We start from the raw sequence: 18413 nt of genomic DNA, 5'->3' as shown, positions 1-18413 counted from the left end.
ACGGTGCGAGCAACGAGTGTGAGGGAAAAGGGGCGGCATGGCCTGCGTGACAAGCGGTGACGATCGCCGCCGAATCTACCTGGTGGTTCGCCGTCATGATGGGCCTGCTCGGCAGCCTGGGGGCGCTGGTGCCGGCGGCCGTCGTCTTGTTCATTCCGGACGGCTGGCGGCGGCGGGTGATGCCCTATCTGCTCAGTTATGCGACAGGCACGATGCTCGCCACGGCCATCGTCGGCCTCATTCCGGAGGCCCTCGAGCATATTCCCATTCACGAGGTGGGCGTCTCATTGTTGTGCGGGCTCGTGCTGTTTTTCGTGCTGGAATGGACGGTGATCTGGCGGCATGCACACGGAGGGGCTCCCGACATCGGGCCCGACCATGCAAGGCACGCACACGGCGAGGTCCAGGCACACGACTTGGGTCGGAAGACCGGGATGTTGGTGCTGATCGGGGACGGGGTTCACAACATGGCGGACGGCATCGCCATCGGCGCCGCGTGCGTGGCCTCTCCGGGACTCGGCCTCGTCACGACACTGGCCGTCTTGGGCCATGAAGTGCCCCAGGAGTTGAGCGATTTCACGATCCTATTGTCGAGCGGATTCTCGCGTGGGAAAGCCTTCTTCTGGAACACCCTGTCGGGGCTCGGCACCCTCGTGGGGGTGGCGGCGGCCTACGGAGGGCTCGGGTATGCGGAGCCGATCGTGCCCTACGCGCTCAGCATCGCCGCGGCGAGTTTTCTCTATATCGGGCTCGCCGATCTCGTGCCCGGACTGCACGGACGAATCGGCGCCGCGAGCGGTGTCTGGCAGTTCGCCATGATGATCGCCGGCATGGTGACGATCGCGACGTTGACGATGTTGCCTCATTAGGTGAGGCCCTTGTGCCCTCGGCGACCTTGCGGCAGACTGGATTCGACGGAACTAAGCGACCCGCACGGCGCCGTGATCATCGCAATGCGATCCGTGCGCAAAGTGCAGGTGGCCGTCGACGAGATAATCGATATGGTCCCCGTGCGGAACGGCGTCGTGACCACAGTCGGCCCCGTGACGATGGGTGGTGTCATGGCTGCTGCAGGCGTGACCCGGCGTGCAGGTTGCGGGATTGGCCGCCGAAACGCTTAGGACATGCTCGTCGACATGGTCTTCGTGCAGGTGGTGAAGATGACCGTCGTGGAGGTAGTCCTGATGGTCTTCATGGTGGATGGCGCGGTGACCGCAATTGGGTCCGTGCCGGTGCACGTGAGCGTCATGCACGTGATGGACGGTGACCATGCTTGTCTCCTGGGCTAGAGGTAGGTGACAAATTCTAGGACGGTGGAAGGGTGGTAATCAATCACAGAGTTCAGGGAGGCGGCGAATTGATGCCGGGCATCGGTGCGGGCGACGGAGCAATGACGGGGATGACGGAGCGCGGTCTAAGCAGGCCGCGGCGCCAGGGCTTCGGCCAACTCGACCAGCAGCGATTCCGTCTCATCCCAGCCGAGGCAGGCGTCGGTGATCGACACGCCGTAGGCGAGGGGCACGCCTTGTTTCCAGGTCTGCTTGCCGGGATGGAGATTGCTTTCGAGCATCAGGCCCATGATGGACTGGCGGCCTTCGCGGAATTGCCGGAGCACTTCCCGCGCCACGAGGCCCTGCCGCCGATGGTCCTTGCTGGAGTTGTCGTGCGAGCAGTCGATCATGATCGGCCGGGCGATGCCTTCGCCGGCTACGGCGGCTTCCGCCCTGGCGACGTGCTCCGCGTCGTAATTGGTCTTGCCGCCTCCGCCGCGCAGGACGATGTGGCGGTCGGGATTGCCCATGGTCTTGATGATCGAGGTCTGGCCGTCGGCATTGATGCCGACGAAGTGATGCGGCGTCCGGGCCGAGGTCATCGCGTTGACCGCGACTTGCAGGCTGCCTTCCGTTCCGTTCTTGAAGCCGACCGGCATCGACAGGCCGCTCGCCATTTCGCGATGGGTCTGGCTTTCGGTCGTCCGCGCGCCGATGGCGGTCCAGCTGATGAGATCGGCGATGTACTGCGGGCTGATCGGATCGAGCAGTTCCGTGGCGCAGGGCAGGCCCAACTCGTTTATCTTGAGCAGGATGGTGCGGGCCAACTCCATGCCGGTCGCGATGTCGCAGGTGCCGTCCAGATGGGGATCGTTGATGAGGCCTTTCCAGCCGATGGTCGTGCGCGGTTTTTCGAAGTACGTCCGCATCACGATGAACAGCCGGTCCTTGAGGTTGTCGGCCAGTGGTTTCAACCGGGCGGCGTAGTCGCAGGCGGCGTCGGGATCGTGGATGGAACAGGGGCCGACGATGACGACCAGGCGGTCGGCATCCTGACCGTGCAAAATGCGGCGGACGGCGGCGCGCGATTCCACAACCAGGGCGGCGGCTTGATCGGTGATGGGCAGCTTGGTCTTGATGGCGCGGGGAGACGGCAGCGCCTTGATTTCAAGAACATGTTGATTGTCGATGGGTCTGTTCATAACGCGCCTGCAAACGGGAAAATCCCTGGCAACGGCCGGGAAATACGCTTAAAAATTGCGCCAAATCTATCGTGAATTCCGGCCAATGTCTATACCTTGTTGACAGCCGGTGAAAAAGAGCTTACATTTTGCGGCCTTCGAATCGTTGTGAGCGCCCGCCGTTGAGGTTTTCAATGAGCCGGCTCATTCTCCATCGTGGCATCGGAATCGAGGTGCGGTCGGCGATCGCGCTCGTTCTGCTTGCCGTCCTGCTGGGCCTCGCCCCTCTCGCCGTCGCTCAGGACGTCCACCATGAATTGGCGGCGGCCGATACCGACGGGCATGAGCACTCGGACACGGACCTCTGCCAATGGGTGCAGCACCATACGGCCGGCTCCATTGATGATGACGTTCCGCACTTAGCGGCCTGCGGCCTGGTTCGCCCGCACGCGCCTCCCGTCGATTCGGTCCTGCTGTCGGTCGAGCTGTCCTCAGTCGGTCCTTCCCGCGCGCCTCCGCGCTCCTGATCCAGACAACAGCCTATAGTCAATCCAGTCGGGCCGGCGCCGACCGATGTGTCGGTCCGCGCCGAATGTCGATGATCAGGAGGAATGAATCCATGAGACGGTTGGGATGTCGTGCCGTATGTTCTTTCTTGCTCGCAGCCGGTGTGGGGCTGTCCCCGCTGCAACAGACAACGATGGCGTTCGCACAGGAGCCCGGGGCCGGTGGACAGTCATTCACAGGGACGGTGCAATATCAGGATCAGCGGCGCGTGGGACAAGCGACGGTCCAGGTGCGGGATCAAGAGGGCCAAGTCGTGGCCGAGACGGCCAGCAACGACGCGGGCGAATTTCACATCACGCTGCCAGGCGACGGGACCTTTTCGATCAGTGCGGTCCAGGGCAATCTCAAGAGCGAGTATGTGATCGTGAAAGGCGACGCCGTGCAGGCGACGCCCGTGATTCTGACGCTGGCGCCCAAAACAGAACTCGCCATCGAAGTGGTGTCGCCGCTGCCGCCGCTCCAGTACCGGGCGTCAAGCTCCACGTACGGGGTGAGCCGGAAGGATGTGGAACTGTTGCCCCGCGGCAACAACGTGAACTTGGAAGACGTCCTTGTCACCATTCCGAGCGCCGTCTATGGCGCCTTGAGACAAGTCCATATCCGTCAGGACCATGCCAATCTGCAATTCCGCATCGATGGCGTGCCCATCCCGGACACGGTCTCGTCGACCTTTACTGACGTCATCACGCCGCGGGCATGGGAGCGGGCGGACATTCTCTTGGGCGGGCTCCCCGCCGAGTACGGGAACCGCACCGCAGCCGTCATCGATATCACGACGAAGAGCGGCACGAGACCGGGGTTCGGCTCGGCGCAGATCTTCGGGGGCAGTAATCAGACGATCAATCCCTCGTTCGAATACGGGGGCACGATCGGCGAAAAGTTCCGCTACTACATTCTGAACAGCTATACGACGACGAATCGCGGGATCGAGCCCCCGACGCTCGGGCATTCGATCTTTCACGGACAGAGCGAGCGGAATCAGACATTTATTCGCGGGGACTATCAACACGACAATCACAACAACTTTACCTGGCTGTTCCTGAACTCCGTGGCGAAGTATCAAATTCCGACCCAGCCCGGACAGGAGTTGGATCCGAGCGGGCAGGCGGTTCCGCTGCTTCAGAGTGTGCGGCCTGGATTTTCGCCCGTGGCCTCGCAGGCGATCGACGAGAACCAGAAAGAAAACAATCAGTATGCCCACATGGTCTGGCGCCACGACATCAACAGCAGCAATTTCTTCATGCTCGCGGGCTATTTCCGGCACACGCGAGCCACGTTCAGGACGGACCCGTTCAACGTGCTCGCCTACTCGCCTGAAATCGAGGGCGCCCAGGCGGCCGATCAGGACCGCATGGCCTATTCCGGCGGCGTGCGCCTGGACTACACCTATGTGCACAGCAAGGAGCATCTCATCAAAACGGGCTTCCAGTTCGATCGCACGCAGGCGGTCAACAAGACACGGATCACGGCATTCGATGAGGCGCTTGCCAACGTCGTCAACATCAATTCGGACAACCGGCTGATCGGCTATCGGCAGGAATTCTGGGTGCAGGACCAGTGGACGCCGCACGAGCAATGGACGTTCAACCTCGGCGTCCGCGGCGACGCGGTGCAGTATCAGACCAGCGAGGGACAGGTCAGTCCGCGGATCGGCGTGACCTATCGCTACAACAAGGCCAACGTCTTCCACGCCTACTACGGCCGCATGTTCACCCCGCCGAACCTCGAAGCGATTTCCTTCGCCAAGTTGAACACCGCCGGGACGACGGCGCAACCGGAAAATACGACCAACAATACAGTGCGCGCCGAGCGGGCGCATTATTTCGAAGTCGGCAGCTATCACGCCCTCACCAACTGGGCCTGGCTGGAGTTGGCGGCGTATTACAAGCTGTCGCGGTATCTCAGCGACGCCGGGCAGTTCGGGACGACGCCGTTGTTGAACTTTTTCGCGTTCGAGCGGGGCTGGCAGCGCGGCATCGACGGTGCATTGAAGGTGCAGGTGATGAACGATGTGATCGCCCGGTTGAATCTGGCCTGGGGGCAGTGCAAGGGGTACGGCCTGCAATCCGGGCATTTCCTCCTCGAACAGAAAGAAATCGACGATATCAGCTCGCGGGGCGGCGTCTTTTGCGACCACATGCAGACCTTGACCAGTTCGGCAGTCGTGAGCTACCGCTTGCAGGAGCGCACGACGTTCACGGGCCAGATGCTGTTTGCGTCCGGGCTAAGGACCGCAGTGGACGAAGAGGCCAAGACGAACTCCAGCCACAGTCCCTCCTATACCATTTACAATGCGTCCATAACGCACGTGTTCCCCTTGCCCTGGGACGGACAAAAACTGCTGCTCGGGTTCGACATCGTCAATCTGCTCGACCAGAAGTACTTTATCAATCAGGGCGAGGGCAGTATCGGCCTGGGCGTATCCCATGCGGGCATGCCGCGGTCGTTTTTCTTTCGGGCTCAGTGGGTATTCTGATATAAGCATCCATAATGGCTCTTTCGCTCAGACAGACATTCCAAGCGACCAGGCGGATTGTCCCGTGCTGCGCATTGTGTGTGGCACTTTGGCCGGCCGCCGCGTTCGCGGCGGCCGGTGACGAAGCCACGCACGAAAGCGACCACCAGGAAGACGTGCTGGAGCTGCCGGAAGTGCATGTGCATGGGCTCTCGCTGAACAAGGATCAGCAGCTGGGGCCGGTGCCCAAGTCGACGCCTTGGCCGGCGATCCCGCCTTCGCTGGACGGCAAGGATCTCGATGATTGGATGAAGGCCCGCATGCTGGTGTCCAAAGACGCCAAGGTGACCGTCGTGATCTTGGAGCCGGCGAAGCACCGGGAGCTGACGCAGGCGGGCATGGCGGCGTTGAAAAAATGGACCTTCGATCCGCAGATGAAGGGCGACGATCCGGTCGACGGCGAGCTGACGGTCCGCATTCACTTCCGCACGCGGTGACCAGATAGACGTGAGCGACCCTATAACCCTTGACGCGTGACGCGTGACGCTTTATCGTCCCTTCATGCAATGGGACGAGTCGCTGCTTCGCGTCATCAATGGACTCGCCGGGCAATCGGCAGTTCTTGATTGGCTGGCGCTCATGCTCTCCAACGCCGGCCTGCTCTGGGCGCCCGGGATTTTGCTGGCCCTGTATTGGCTCTGGCTGTCCTGGCGGGAGATGGTGATCGCCGCGCCGCTGCTCGCCGCCTCCATCGGCGTTCTGGATTTTGTCGGCGCACGCCTCAAAGACCTCGCGGCCCGCCCGCGCCCTTGCATGGCGTTGCCCGACATCCATCAGATCGAAGCTTGCGGCAAAGTCTTCGGCTTTCCGTCCAACCATGCCATCAATACGGCGACCGTCGCCGGCTTTCTGCACGTGCTCTATCCGAGGTCCGGCTGGATCAGCTGGCCGCTGGTCGGTTTCATCGGACTCACGCGCGTCTACATCGGCGCGCACTATCCGACGGATGTCATCGCCGGCTGGCTGATCGGCGGCTTGTGCGGAGCGGGGGCGGCCTGGCTGTTGAAGCAGTGGCCGGTATTCTGCCAATTGCGGAGTGCTTCGATGGGTCGGCCCGACTCACCACAGGCAGGCTCACCACAAACGGACAAGACACTCACGGCGAGCGTCGAGAAAGTCGGTTGACCCCCGTCATCATTCCGATCGCTCCGGGCCTGTCGAAGGATCCGCGCAGGCCAACAGACCCGCGGCACAGGCGTCGACGTCATAGCCGCGCCCGATCAGCACGACGGCTGGCTCCGGTTCGTCCAACAACATCACCGGCGCGATCGCCGGCTCCCCCGGAGGGGCGTATTGGAATTCCTGCAGCTCCGGTCCTCCCGCGAATCGGAAAAACCCCTTTGCGCGTTCCAGCTCTGTGGGCAACGCCCGGGACCAGGCAAGGAACCGGTCGCGATCGAGCGGCCCCGGTAAGCGGACGGTCGTCGCGATCGGGTGGTAGGAGGCGCGTGTCCGATGCTCGGTCGTGCGGGAACCGCCGAATACGACGTTGGTCGGCATCGATCGGGCGGCGGTGTGGCGCGGAGCCAGCAAGGCCGACGGATCGAGTCGCGCGTGGGATGTCTCCCACAGGCGAGCGAAGGAGTTCTGCGCGAGGATGTCGGCCTTGAACCGCTCCCAGTGACCGGGCACATAGAGGTCGCGCTTGTTCAGGATCAGCTCGTCGGCGCAGCGGATCGCCTGGGCGGTGACATAGGCGCTGGAGTGGCTGGCCTCGGCGGATACCGGATGGAGCAGCGCGATGATCCGTTCCAGCGAAGCCAGCCGGGCGGTGTAGAGGTCGGTCACCGCGTCCACCACTTCCGCGGGATCGGCCAATCCCGAACATTCCAGGATCAGCACATCGGACTCGTAGTCCCGCACCAACTGCGCGATGCCCCAGGACAGGTCTTCCTTGGTGTCGCAGCAGACGCAGCCACCGGCCAGATTCATCACTTGCTCCGCCAGCGTGCCGGCGCGCGGGCCGTCGATGCTGATGGCGCCGGCCTCGTTCATGAGCACGCCGACTCGGCGGCCCTCGGCTTTCCAATGTTCCAGCAGCCGCATCAGCAGCGTGGTCTTTCCCGCGCCGAGCGATCCGCACAGGATATAAAAGGGAACGGGCATGGACAGTCTCCGCGTGCTTCGGCCGGCAGCGACTGCATTCTATCGGGATACGGCCGGCTGGAAAAGATCAATGGCGGTGAGAGAAGGACTCCAGCTCCTGGTGCTGAGCGAGCCGGCTGAGATCGCAATGGACGGCGTCGGGATGGCAGCAGTAGCTCTCCATCTGGATCGTCATATGCTTGATGCCGAAATCGGCGGCGATGCGGGTTCTGATGGATCGCAGCAGCGCGTTGGTCAGCACGGCGTCGTCGCCGTCCGCCAGCACGTGGCAGGTCAGCATGACGAGTCGCGGCTCCACGGCCCAAATATGCAGGTCGTGCACGTTCTTCACGCCCGGCAGGGATTCGATGGTGGCGGCCACATGCGAGGCGCTGATCGTCGGCGGCGTGGATTCGAGCAACACGTCGAGGGATTCCCGGAACAAGGGCCAGGCTCCATGAAGAATCGCCCCGACCACGAGCAGACTCACGAGCGGATCGAGGACGGTCCAGCCGGTGAGCATGATCGCGCCGCCGCTCAGGACGACGCCGAGCGACACCCAGGCGTCGGTCAACATGTGCCAGAAGGCGCTGCGGATGTTGAGATCGTCTTTCGCCCCATGCTGCAGCAGCAAGGCGATGGCCAGATTGGCGGCGAAGCTGCCGGCCGCGATGCCCATGACCCAGCCGCCGTCCACCGGAACCGGTTCCAGCAGGCGCTTGACGCTGACCAGCATGATGCCGAGGGCGGTCAGCAGCAGGATGAAGGAATTGAGAAAGGCGGCGATGACGCCGGCGCGGTGGTAGCCGAACGTCCGGGTCTCGCTCGACGGGCGTCTCGTGATGATGTGGGCGTAGAGCGCCAGGAACAGCGAGCCTTGATCGACCAGGTTGTGCCCTGCGTCGCTCATCAACCCGATGCTGTCGAGCCACAAGCCGCCGAGGAACTCGGCGAAGATGATGAGCGCGTTGAACGCCAGCGCAAGATAGAGGCGCGAGCGCTGGTGCTCGAACGAGGAATAGTCCGACATGCGGCTAGTGTCTCATGGCCCTGAGACCGGAGCAAGCGTGCGGCGGTCTTCCACGCCGGTCTACAGCTACGGGGAAGCGCCAAATTCCAAGAAATATTGCCGCGGCAGGAAGGTATGCTCGCGCTCCAGCCGGTAGCCGGCCTCGGTCATTTCTTGGACGATCGTCTCCCGCCTCACGAGATGGTGCTTGGGGAATCCAAGGTCGCCGGACCGTTCGTCGGGATAAAAATCGATGATGGCGATGCGGCCGCCGGGCTTGAGCGCCGATTTGACGGTGCGGAAATACGCAGCCCGGTTTTCGAGGTGGTGAGCGGTGTTGCAGACAAAAATGAGATCCACCGCCTCGAAGGGCAACTTGGGATTGTCCGGCCGAGCCAGGATAAATTCGGCTGAATAGGGCACGTGCATGTGGATGATGCTCTCTTTCGCGTAGGCCAGCATCTCCGGCTCGACGTCGACGGCGTAGACCATGCCGCTGTCGGTCACCGCTTCGACGAACCGCCGGGTAAAGTAGCCGGAGCCCGACCCCAGATCCGCAATCGCCATGCCCGGTTTCAATCGAAGAGCCTCGATGACCTGGGCCGGCTTCTGATACTGATCGCGCTCGGCGCTGTCGAGATGTTCCAGATATTGTTTGATGTCCGCGGGACGGCGATGCTGGTGTTCTTCGGCCGTGGCGGGTGCGGCGGACAGGGCGCAGGATGCCATGAGCACGAGCAGGAGCTTCTTCATGATCATCGCCTCTTCGGTGGCAATCGTTCGCTGAGGACGGGGAACTTGGCTTCGGCGACGCCGAAATTGCCGCTGGCCGGGTCGGCGGCCACGACGCGCAGCGTGATCCCGTCCGGGGCATCGGTGTGCAATGGAACGAAGAACGGCGCCTCGAAGCTCGCCTTCTCCCCGCTGTAGAACATCTGCAGACGTTCGATAATGCGATCGCCGATCAGGAGCTCTCCATAGATATGGACCTTCCTGGAGTCCCAATCGCCGTGGGGCCGCACGAGTGCGCCGGACAGCATGCGGACCGAGGCGCGCAGCAGGACGTCATCTTTGGCGATCAGCGGCTCGCCCGGCTTCGGATGCTCGATTCGAACGATATACCCGTACAGGGTCAGCACGATGCCGTCGTTCGTGAGATCGTGGCCGGGAATCAGCCAGAGCCGTTTGCTCACGCGCTGCGCCGAGGCCGGATAGGCCAACGGGCCCTCGGCGGCGATGTCGACCAAGATCGGATGGGTCAACTCCAATGTCGTGGTGAAGGCGGCGGAGGCCCGCGAGCTGTACAAGGGTTCTTCCATCAGGCGGGGCGTGCGCATGATTTGATTCTGATCGCCCGCCTCACCCTGTTGCAAGCCGGAGGCGAGAATGCGGCCGCTGCCCACGTCCGTGATCGTCACGCGCGCGCCGCCGACTTCTTTCCCCAACACCATGGCGCCGTGAGCCACGACGCGCACCACGATCGTGGTCGGCTTGGGATCGTTGAGATGCGGATCCGGCGGCGGTTCTTCTTCGGCAGGGATCGCCGCGCAGGGGAGGGGGTTCAGGAACAAAAGCGCGTAGAGCAGAATACGGAGCCGTTTCCAACGCCGCGTCATTTCACCTTGGTGCCGGGGTCCACTTCTTCCAGGATGGTGGCGAGGCCGCGCACGTCCGCATCGCCTGCAGCGAGCACCATGCCTTGAGATTCAATGCCCATCAGCTTGGCCGGCTTCAAATTCGCCACGATGATGATCGTCTTGCCGACGAGCGACTCCGGTTCGTATTTTTTACCGATGCCCGCGACGATCTGGCGCTGTTCCGCTCCCAGCGAGACCTGCAGCTTGAGCAGCTTCTCCGATTTCGGCACGCGCTCGGCCGTCAAGACCTTCGCCGTCTTCAGCTGGACCTTCATGAATTCATCGATGGTGATTTGCGCGGCAGGAGCGGTCTGAGGCGCGGGGCCAGAGGCGAGCGGTGCAGCGGCTGACGCAGGAGAAGCGGGTTGCGAAGATGCGGGCGATTCGTCCACTGGTTTGACTCCTTGTGGTTTGGATTCGATACGGGGGAACAGGCCGGGACCTTTGTGAACCCTGGTGCCGGCCATCGGCGCGTTCCATTCATACAATGAGCTGGGCAGCGGTTGCGAAAAGTCCACCGCCGTTCCAAGCTGTTGGCTGAGCTGGACGGCTGTCCGGGGCATGTAGGGATAGATCGAGACCGACAGCAGGCGAAGCGCGCGGGCCGTGACGTTCAGCACGGTCCTGAGGCGGCTCTGATTCGCCGGGCTCTTGGCCAATTGCCAGGGCGCGGCCTTATCGATGTATTCGTCGCAGAGCGAGACCAGCGACACGATCAGTTGCAGGTTTTCTCGGAAGGCGAGCGCGGCAAAACCGTCTTGGAGCCGGTGAGGGAGTGATTGCGCGGTCTGGGCGATCGCTGCTTCAAGGGCCGGTACTGCCGGATCCCCGCTCTCCGGGATAATGCCGTGCGCGAACCGGTCGATCATGGTCAATATGCGGCTCAGGAGATTGCCGATCCCGTTCGCCAGGTCGCTGTTGATGCTTGCCACCAGTGCCGCACGGGAAAAGTCGCCGTCTTGCCCGAACGGAACTTCACGGAACAGGAAGTAGCGAAACGCATCGGCGCCGAACTCGTCGACCATCTGATTCGGATCGACGACGTTGCCGCGGCTCTTGGACATCTTTTCTCCGTCCACCGTCCACCAACCGTGGGCGAAGATCATCTCCGGCAGCGGGAGATCCAGCGCCATCAGCATCGTGGACCAATAGACCGCATGGGTGGTGAGGATGTCCTTTCCCACGAGATGAACCGAAGCGGGCCAGTAGCGACCGCGCGACGGCGCCGGGAGGAGATAGTCCAAGGCCGACACGTAATTCACCAGCGCGTCGAACCACACATAGGTGACGTAGTCCTTGTCGAACGGCAGCTCGATGCCCCATGACAGGCGGGACTTGGGCCTGGAGATCGATAGGTCGCCGAGCTTCTGCGAGTGGAGGAAGCCCAAGACTTCGTTGCGGCGCGACTCGGGACGGATGAAGTGATCGTGTGTCTTGATGTACTCGATCAGGCGATCCTGATACTGCCCCATCTTGAAGAAATAGTTGTGCTCACTGAGCTGTTCGACGGGGCGTTTACAATCCGGGCAAAGCCCGTTGTCCACGTCTTTTTCGGTCCAAAACCGCTCGTCGAACGTGCAGTACCATCCGGTGTATGAATCCTTATAAATCAGCTGCTTGTCGAAAAGTTCTTGAAGGTATCGTTGAACGACGTTCTTGTGCGGCGCATCCGTCGTCCGGATGAAGGCGTCGTTCGAAATATTCAACCGTTTCCAGAGGTCCTGGAACTGGGGAGCCAGCTTATCGCAGTGGGCCTGTGGATCGATCCCGGCTTTGGCCGCGGCCTGCTGGACTTTTTGGCCGTGCTCGTCCAGACCGGTGAGAAAGAACACGTCACGCCCGCGCAGGCGCCAGTAGCGGGCCAACACGTCGGCGGCCACCGTCGTGTACGCATGGCCGATATGCGGCACATCGTTTACATAATAGATGGGAGTCGTGATGTAGAAAGTTTTGGGGTCGGCCATGACGGGAAAAGATAACAGGTTGGCGGCGGGTATTGCTAGGCGGCCGCGCCAGCCGGGGCGAGGCCGAGCGCCTCCCGCAGGCGCAGGAGCGATGTCTCCAGCGCCATGTGCAGATTCAGATGGCGCGTGGCCTGTTGCTCGGTGCGCTCGATATCCCGCAGGAGGTCCAGCAGCATGCCGACGTCGGCCCGGCCGGCGTACTGCTGCAGGGCGGTGAGCCGATCGAGGTGAAGCAGCTGATCCTGATCCCCGCCGACGCTCACGAGGACGAGGTCACGGATCCAGCGGGCCAGCCAAGCGAGGATCTCCGCACCGCGATCGGCCTTCGCGAGACTCTCGGCGGCCGAAAGCAGGGCGGGAGTCGACGTCAGAGTTGCCGGATCCACCAGCGTGAGGCATTCCTCCTGTCGCGCGCGGGCCTCCGCCAGATCCATCGCCAGGGCTTCTCCGATACGCCCGTCGGCGAGCACGGCGAGGAAGCGGGCATCGGCGGGCGGAATCTCGCGCGTGAGAATCAGCGCGGCCTCCACCTGTGTGCGTGCCGGCGCGGTGAACCGCAGCGACTGGCAGCGCGATCGAATGGTGATCGGCAGGGCGTGCGGCCGGCCGGTGATCAGGATGAAAAGGCCGTGCCCGGGGGGCTCCTCCAGCGTCTTCAGCAGCGCGTTCGCGGCGCCGATGGTCATACAATCCGCCCGATCGATCAGGCAGACCTTGCGCTCCCCCATGAGCGGCCGGTACACGAACTGCTGCTCGATGTCGCGCACCTGCTCGATCTTGATTTGCGGCGTGGCAAGCTCGGGGTCCGGCTCGATGACGGTATAATCCGGATGCGTCCTCGCCGCGACCTGCTGGCAGGCGCGGCAGCTCCCGCAGCTGTCCGGATCTCCGGAGGCGGGAGGCCGCTCGCAATAGAGTGTCTGCACGAGACGCGTGGCCGTCAGGTGTTTGCCGATTCCCGTGTCGCCGTGGAACAGGTACGCGTGAGCCAGGCGCTGATTCCGTAGGGCGGCTTGCAGAATGCCGATCGGCCGTTCGTGCCCGGTAATATCCCGAAAGGGCATGGCCGACTGTACCCGGGATGGGACGGTGGATGCAATCGGGCGGCAAGCCGGCGGCGCAGCGGTCAACCGTCAGGCTGCGTGATGAGGGAAAGGGTTCGCTGCACGCGAGCATTGAGGGAGAGGACCTCCCGTGGAACGAGATGGACGCCGGCGAGGATGCGAGGATCGTGGCAGAGCCCGACCACGAGGGTATGGACATGTTCGATGTAGGCCTCGTGCAAGGCGGCCTTCCCCGGTTCCCGCACGAGCGGAATGCCGGGAGGGATGACGACGAGCGTGGAAAAAAACCGGTTCGTGTGCAGAACACACTCCTCGAGGTACTGCAGAAGCGCGTCGGAGCCGGGAGTCGTGCCCTGCACATCGGCCAATGTATAGGCGGCCATGTCCAGCGGCGTGCGGTCGCTGATAAATCGTCCGGCGGCTCTGCTCCAGACCGCGACCGCGGCGGCCAGAATTTCCCGTTGGATCGACAGTCTCGTCGTGAAGGGCATCGGCTGAGCCGGGTCGAGTCCCTTCTGGGTGAAGAGCAGGCTGGTATGGGTCTTGAGGAAAGGGATTCCAGCGGCCTGACTGACGGCTTGCGCCAGGGTGGTCTTACCCACCCGGTGTGCGCCGCACAGTCCTATCCCGCGATACCCATCGGATTTCATCGGGCCGCGATCGTATGACAAGGGTCTTCGAATAGCAAGAAAGCGAGTGAGGCGGAGGTGCGGCCCGTACCGAAATATTTTTCTGGCTGTATCATGTAAACCATTCGAAAATAACAAGAAAAGTATTGCGGCCGCTTGCCGAAAGTCTGTATGATGGGCCACCGGATTATTGGCCTCTGCCGTAAATCGGGCGATATGCTGAAAACCGCCTTAAAACGCTATTTTTTGACCGGCCTCCTGGTCGTCACCCCCATCTGGGGAACGGTGCTGATCCTCAAGACCCTGTTCATCACCGTGGACGGCATTCTGGGGGATGTTCTGGCGCAGTTGGTGCCCGCCTATTATGTGCCGGGGCTCGGCATCGTCACCTTGATTGCGCTGATCTTTTCCGTGGGACTGTTTGCCGCCAATTTCATCGGGCGTCATATCGTCAAGATGTGGGAAGATCTCCTGCATCGCCTTCCTCTCGTGCGGGGCATTTATTCCACCCTCAAATCTATGATGGATATCCTGTCATTTTCGGACCGCGGCTCCTATCATCGCGTGGTGCTGATCCAGTTCCCCAAGAACGGCCATTATTGTTTCGCCTTTGTGACGGGCGTGACGAAAGGCGAGGACACCACGCTGGGCCAGGATCCTCTCATCCATGTGTATGTTCCGACCTCGCCCAATCCGACTTCCGGGTATTTCCTGTTGGTTCCCGAGCGTGAGGTCACGTCGGTGGACATCACGGTGGAGGAGGCGATGAAACTGATCGTCTCCGGCGGGCTCTACTCGCCCGCCGCGTCGATGCAATCGGTCCTGGATGCCGACGTCAAATGGAGCCAGGTGAAGCAGCCGGACGCCGGTGTGCCGATCGGATAAATCTGGGTCTTATCGATTCATTGATGCATTGACGATGTGCCCAGTTCCTTCATGCCAGTGAACCAATGACCACTCGACCCGTCACGCCATCCTGTATTCCCGGCCTGGGCGTCATCATCATGGCCGCCGGCCAAGGCAAGCGCATGCAGTCGAAGCTCGCCAAGGTGCTGCATCCGGTGGCGGGCAAACCGATGGTGCTCTACGTCGTGGAATTGGCTTGCCGGCTGGCCGATCGCGGCGTGGCCGTGATCGTCGGATACCAGGGCGACGCCGTGCGAGCGGTCGTGGAAGCGGCCGACGGCCGGGTGGCGGTGGCCGAGCAAGCCCGGCAGCTGGGCACGGGCCACGCCGTCCTGCAGGCGCGGCCGATTTTTGCGGAGACGCCGGCCGGGCGCCCGTCGCGTTATCTGATCCTGAACGGCGATACTCCGCTGTTGACTGAAACCACGGTGCGGGCCCTCGTCGCGCTGCACGACGAGCGCAAGGCCGCCGTGACGCTCCTCACCGCCGTGCTCGACGACGCGGCGGGTTACGGGCGTGTCATTCGCCGGCGGCGCGACGAGTGGCGGGAGGGCTCGCCGGAGAACGCCGTGGAAACCATCGTCGAAGACACGGATGCGTCGCCCGAAGAACGGCTGGTGCGGGAAATCAACGTCGGCACGTATGTGGTCGAGGGCGAGTTTCTGTTTCCGGCGCTGGACCGACTCGATCCGCGAAACGCCCAGGGCGAATATTACCTCACCGACATCGTGCGGCAGGCCGTCCGGCAAGGACAGAGCGTGGCCGCCCTGCGTTTGCCGTCGATCGAGGAGGGGTTGGGCATCAACAGTCGCGCCCACTTGGCGGACGCCGAGCGGGTGATTCGCCGGCGCATTCGAGCCCGCTGGCTCGAGGCCGGCGTCACGATGCGTGATCCCGACTCCGCCTGGATCGACGCCGGCGTCACCATCGGCCGCGATGCGGTCCTCTACCCGCATGTGACGCTCGAAGGCCGGACGGTGATCGGGGAAGACAGCACGATCCATTCCGGGGTCCGCATCGCCGACTGTGTGCTCGGAAGCCGCGTCGAAATTCTCGATCATTGCGTGCTGCGCGACTCCCGCATCGAGGACGACGCGCACCTCGGCCCGTTCGTGCATCTCCGTCCCGGTGTGCTGATCCGGCGGAGCGCCAAAGTCGGCAACTTCGTCGAGATGAAGAAGACCGAGTTGGGCGAGGGCGCCAAAGCCAATCACCTCAGTTATCTCGGCGACGCGACGATCGGCAAGGGCGTCAACATCGGCGCCGGCACGATCACGTGCAACTACGACGGCGCGCACAAACATCGGACGGTGATCGGCGATCGCGTGTTCCTGGGCAGCGATACCCAGTTGGTCGCGCCGGTCACCGTCGGCGAGGGGGCCGTGATCGCGGCGGGTACGACGGTCACGCAGGACGTGCCCGCCGATGCGCTGGCGATCGCCCGGGCGCCGCAGGTGAATCGGGCGGGATGGGCCGCCAAACGCCGCGCGTTGCTGGCCGGCGGAGAGTCTCTGCCGGCGGCAAACAAGCCGGCAAGCTCGAAAGCCGGCCAGCCTCGGAAAGCGTCAAGGAAGAGCAGCGGAAAAGAACTGCCAAGACGGCCGCGATGACGGATCACCGTTGCCGGCCTGTCACCCTGTCACCCTGGAGCTGACATTATGTGCGGCATTGTCGGGTATGTGGGCAATCAAGACGCGGTGCCCGTTCTTCTCGGCGGGTTGGCCAAGCTGGAATATCGCGGCTATGACTCCGCGGGTGTAGCGGTGTTGCAAGGGGAAAAAATCGCCGTCCGTCGCAGCGTCGGCAAATTGATCAATCTCGAAAAGTCGCTCAAGGAAAAAGAGCTCAAGGGGACGGTGGGCATCGGCCATACCCGGTGGGCCACGCACGGCAAGCCGTCGGAGCAAAACGCGCATCCGCACCGATCGAAGGGCTGCGTGCTGGTGCACAACGGCATCATTGAAAATTACCAGCCGCTCAAGCAGCAATTGGAAAAAGAAGGCTATCGGTTTGAATCGGAAACCGATACGGAAGTCGTCGCCCATCTCATCGACAAGTATCTCCAGCGAGGCGAAAAGCTGGCCGATGCCGTGCGTTCGGCCACCAAGGAAGTACGGGGCAGCTATGCCCTGGCCGTGATCTCCGAGCGGGAGCCGGGCACCTTGATCGCCGCGCGCTCCGGTTGTCCGCTGGTGGTCGGGCATACGAAACAGGCCTCCTATGTCGCGTCCGACGTCATGGCGATGCTCGCACATACCCGCGACGTGACCTATCTGGAAGAAGGCGATGTGGCCATCGTGACGAAGGACGAGGTGCAGCTGACGGACATCGAAGGCCGCCCGGTGTCCCGCAAGCCGTCCAAGATCACCTGGGACAGTTCGGCGGCGGAGAAAAGCGGCTATCCGCACTTCATGCTGAAGGAGATCCACGAGCAGCCGCAGACGATCCTCGACACGATGCGGGGCCGCTATTCCTATGAGACGGGCGAGGCGGATCTTCCGGACATCGGCCTGACGGCCAAGGAGTTCGCCTCGGTGGAGCGGATTTGGATCGTCGCCTGCGGCACCTCCTGGCATGCCGGGCTCGTCGGGAAATATCTGCTCGAAGAGATGGTCCGCGCGCCGGTCCAGGTCGACATCGGCAGCGAATTCCGGTATCGCGATCCGTTGGTCGGCAAGAACGATCTCTTCATCACGATTTCTCAATCGGGTGAGACGGCCGACACGTTGGCCGCCGCGCGGGAGGCGAAAGAAAAAGGCGCCCGGGTGGTCTCGATCGTCAACGTCGTAGGCAGCACGTTGGCGAGAGAGTCCGACGGCGTGCTCTACACGCACTGCGGGCCGGAGATCGGCGTCGCCTCGACGAAGGCGTTTACCGCGCAACTCTGCGCCCTCTACCTGCTCGCGCTGCACCTCGCCCGCGTGCGCAACGTGATGAAGGCGGCGGACGGCAAGGCCTGGCTGGACCGCCTCGTCCGGCTGCCGGTCTTGGTGGAACGGGTGTTGGGCCGCGAGGCCGAGATCGTCGCCATCGCGAAGCGCTATTACAAGAAGCGGAACTTTTTGTTCCTGGGGCGGGGCATCAACTATCCCATCGCCTTGGAAGGCTCGCTGAAGCTCAAGGAGATTTCCTACATCCATGCCGAAGGCTATGCGGCGGGCGAGATGAAGCACGGTCCCATCGCGCTGATCGACAAGGACATGCCGGTGGTGGTGTTGGCCCCGCGCGACCGGTTGTACGAAAAGACCGTGAGCAACCTCATGGAAGTGAAGGCCCGGCGGGCGCCCGTCATTGCTTTCGTGGCGGAGGGCGAGCGAGAATTAGGCAAGATCGCCGACGCCGTGTTTACGGTGCCCGATACGCATCCGCTGATCTCCCCGATTCTCTTTACGATTCCGCTGCAGCTCCTGGCGTATCACATTGCGGTGCTGCGGGGGGCGGATGTGGATCAGCCGCGGAACTTGGCCAAAAGCGTGACGGTGGAATAGGCGAATGCTGAAAATCGCCCCCGGCTGCGTTCTCGGCTCGACAACATCCTCAACGTACCCCGGAGGGTACGCCTGCGGTGTTGTCGTCGCCTGCGGC

The 18413-nt window shown here is 62.7% G+C and carries 17 protein-coding genes; 8 read left to right on the top strand and 9 right to left on the bottom strand.

Annotated elements, in window-relative coordinates; translation table 11 throughout:
- The first annotated feature begins 56 nt into the window (after positions 1 to 56).
- Complete coding sequence (locus NITMOv2_RS15840; protein WP_202967249.1) at positions 57 to 869, top strand: ZIP family metal transporter; 813 nt, start codon at positions 57 to 59, stop codon at positions 867 to 869.
- A 51-nt stretch (positions 870 to 920) separates the two neighbouring features.
- Here the strand turns inward: NITMOv2_RS15840 and NITMOv2_RS25130 are convergent, their stop codons facing one another.
- Both NITMOv2_RS25130 and NITMOv2_RS15835 read right to left on the bottom strand, forming a co-directional pair.
- Positions 921 to 1271 (bottom strand): hypothetical protein, encoded by a 351-nt coding sequence (locus NITMOv2_RS25130; RefSeq protein WP_083448097.1) that lies wholly within the window; start codon positions 1269 to 1271, stop codon positions 921 to 923.
- 143 nt (positions 1272 to 1414) lie between these two features.
- Positions 1415 to 2473, bottom strand: coding sequence for a 3-deoxy-7-phosphoheptulonate synthase (locus NITMOv2_RS15835; protein ID WP_053380790.1), 1059 nt, complete (start codon positions 2471 to 2473; stop codon positions 1415 to 1417).
- A 173-nt stretch (positions 2474 to 2646) separates the two neighbouring features.
- Here NITMOv2_RS15835 and NITMOv2_RS15830 point away from each other — a divergent pair, with 173 nt between their 5' ends.
- The 4 genes from NITMOv2_RS15830 to NITMOv2_RS15815 all read left to right on the top strand — a co-directional run bounded on the left by NITMOv2_RS15830 (position 2647) and on the right by NITMOv2_RS15815 (position 6659).
- The gene (locus NITMOv2_RS15830) at positions 2647 to 2979 is read left to right on the top strand and encodes a hypothetical protein (protein WP_053380789.1); all 333 of its coding nucleotides are present in this window, start codon (positions 2647 to 2649) and stop codon (positions 2977 to 2979) included.
- Between the two features lie 173 nt (positions 2980 to 3152).
- Positions 3153 to 5495, top strand: a complete 2343-nt coding sequence (locus NITMOv2_RS15825; RefSeq protein ID WP_187299242.1) for a TonB-dependent receptor — start codon at positions 3153 to 3155, stop codon at positions 5493 to 5495.
- Between the two features lie 80 nt (positions 5496 to 5575).
- On the top strand, positions 5576 to 5971 hold the full coding sequence (locus NITMOv2_RS15820) for an energy transducer TonB family protein (protein ID WP_238590366.1): 396 nt from the start codon (positions 5576 to 5578) through the stop codon (positions 5969 to 5971).
- Between the two features lie 43 nt (positions 5972 to 6014).
- Positions 6015 to 6659: a phosphatase PAP2 family protein gene (locus NITMOv2_RS15815; protein ID WP_053380787.1), complete on the top strand. Its 645-nt coding sequence runs from the start codon at positions 6015 to 6017 to the stop codon at positions 6657 to 6659.
- Between the two features lie 9 nt (positions 6660 to 6668).
- Here NITMOv2_RS15815 and NITMOv2_RS15810 read toward each other — a convergent pair whose 3' ends face one another.
- From NITMOv2_RS15810 to NITMOv2_RS15780, 7 genes are all read right to left on the bottom strand, one after another.
- Positions 6669 to 7640, bottom strand: a complete 972-nt coding sequence (locus NITMOv2_RS15810; protein ID WP_053380786.1) for a CobW family GTP-binding protein — start codon at positions 7638 to 7640, stop codon at positions 6669 to 6671.
- A 67-nt stretch (positions 7641 to 7707) separates the two neighbouring features.
- The gene (locus NITMOv2_RS15805) at positions 7708 to 8649 is read right to left on the bottom strand and encodes a cation diffusion facilitator family transporter (protein ID WP_053380785.1); all 942 of its coding nucleotides are present in this window, start codon (positions 8647 to 8649) and stop codon (positions 7708 to 7710) included.
- 66 nt (positions 8650 to 8715) lie between these two features.
- The gene (locus NITMOv2_RS15800; protein WP_187299241.1) at positions 8716 to 9381 is read right to left on the bottom strand and encodes a class I SAM-dependent methyltransferase; all 666 of its coding nucleotides are present in this window, start codon (positions 9379 to 9381) and stop codon (positions 8716 to 8718) included.
- A gap of 2 nt (positions 9382 to 9383) precedes the next feature.
- A complete protein-coding gene (locus NITMOv2_RS15795; RefSeq protein WP_053380783.1) occupies positions 9384 to 10244 on the bottom strand; it encodes a hypothetical protein in 861 nt (286 codons plus the stop codon).
- Positions 10241 to 12229 (bottom strand): methionine--tRNA ligase, encoded by a 1989-nt coding sequence (metG, locus tag NITMOv2_RS15790; protein WP_053380782.1) that lies wholly within the window; start codon positions 12227 to 12229, stop codon positions 10241 to 10243. Before metG ends, NITMOv2_RS15795 begins: the two co-directional genes overlap by 4 nt.
- Positions 12230 to 12264: 35 nt before the next feature.
- Positions 12265 to 13293: a DNA polymerase III subunit delta' gene (gene holB, locus NITMOv2_RS15785; protein WP_053380781.1), complete on the bottom strand. Its 1029-nt coding sequence runs from the start codon at positions 13291 to 13293 to the stop codon at positions 12265 to 12267.
- A 62-nt stretch (positions 13294 to 13355) separates the two neighbouring features.
- A complete protein-coding gene (locus NITMOv2_RS15780) occupies positions 13356 to 13943 on the bottom strand; it encodes an AAA family ATPase (protein ID WP_053380780.1) in 588 nt (195 codons plus the stop codon).
- A 135-nt stretch (positions 13944 to 14078) separates the two neighbouring features.
- Between NITMOv2_RS15780 and NITMOv2_RS15775 the strand changes: the two genes are divergently transcribed.
- From NITMOv2_RS15775 to glmS, 3 genes are all read left to right on the top strand, one after another.
- Positions 14079 to 14807 (top strand): DUF502 domain-containing protein, encoded by a 729-nt coding sequence (locus NITMOv2_RS15775; RefSeq protein ID WP_145976377.1) that lies wholly within the window; start codon positions 14079 to 14081, stop codon positions 14805 to 14807.
- 65 nt (positions 14808 to 14872) lie between these two features.
- Positions 14873 to 16438: a bifunctional UDP-N-acetylglucosamine diphosphorylase/glucosamine-1-phosphate N-acetyltransferase GlmU gene (glmU, locus tag NITMOv2_RS15770; protein WP_083448095.1), complete on the top strand. Its 1566-nt coding sequence runs from the start codon at positions 14873 to 14875 to the stop codon at positions 16436 to 16438.
- A gap of 48 nt (positions 16439 to 16486) precedes the next feature.
- Positions 16487 to 18316, top strand: a complete 1830-nt coding sequence (glmS, locus tag NITMOv2_RS15765; protein ID WP_053380778.1) for a glutamine--fructose-6-phosphate transaminase (isomerizing) — start codon at positions 16487 to 16489, stop codon at positions 18314 to 18316.
- Positions 18317 to 18413 lie beyond the last annotated feature (97 nt).

This window comes from Nitrospira moscoviensis (genome assembly GCF_001273775.1).
GTDB classification, from domain to species: Bacteria; Nitrospirota; Nitrospiria; order Nitrospirales; family Nitrospiraceae; genus Nitrospira_D; species Nitrospira_D moscoviensis.
The sequence above is the reverse complement of the archived record's forward strand: the minus strand, read 5'-3'. Positions and strand labels throughout refer to the sequence as shown.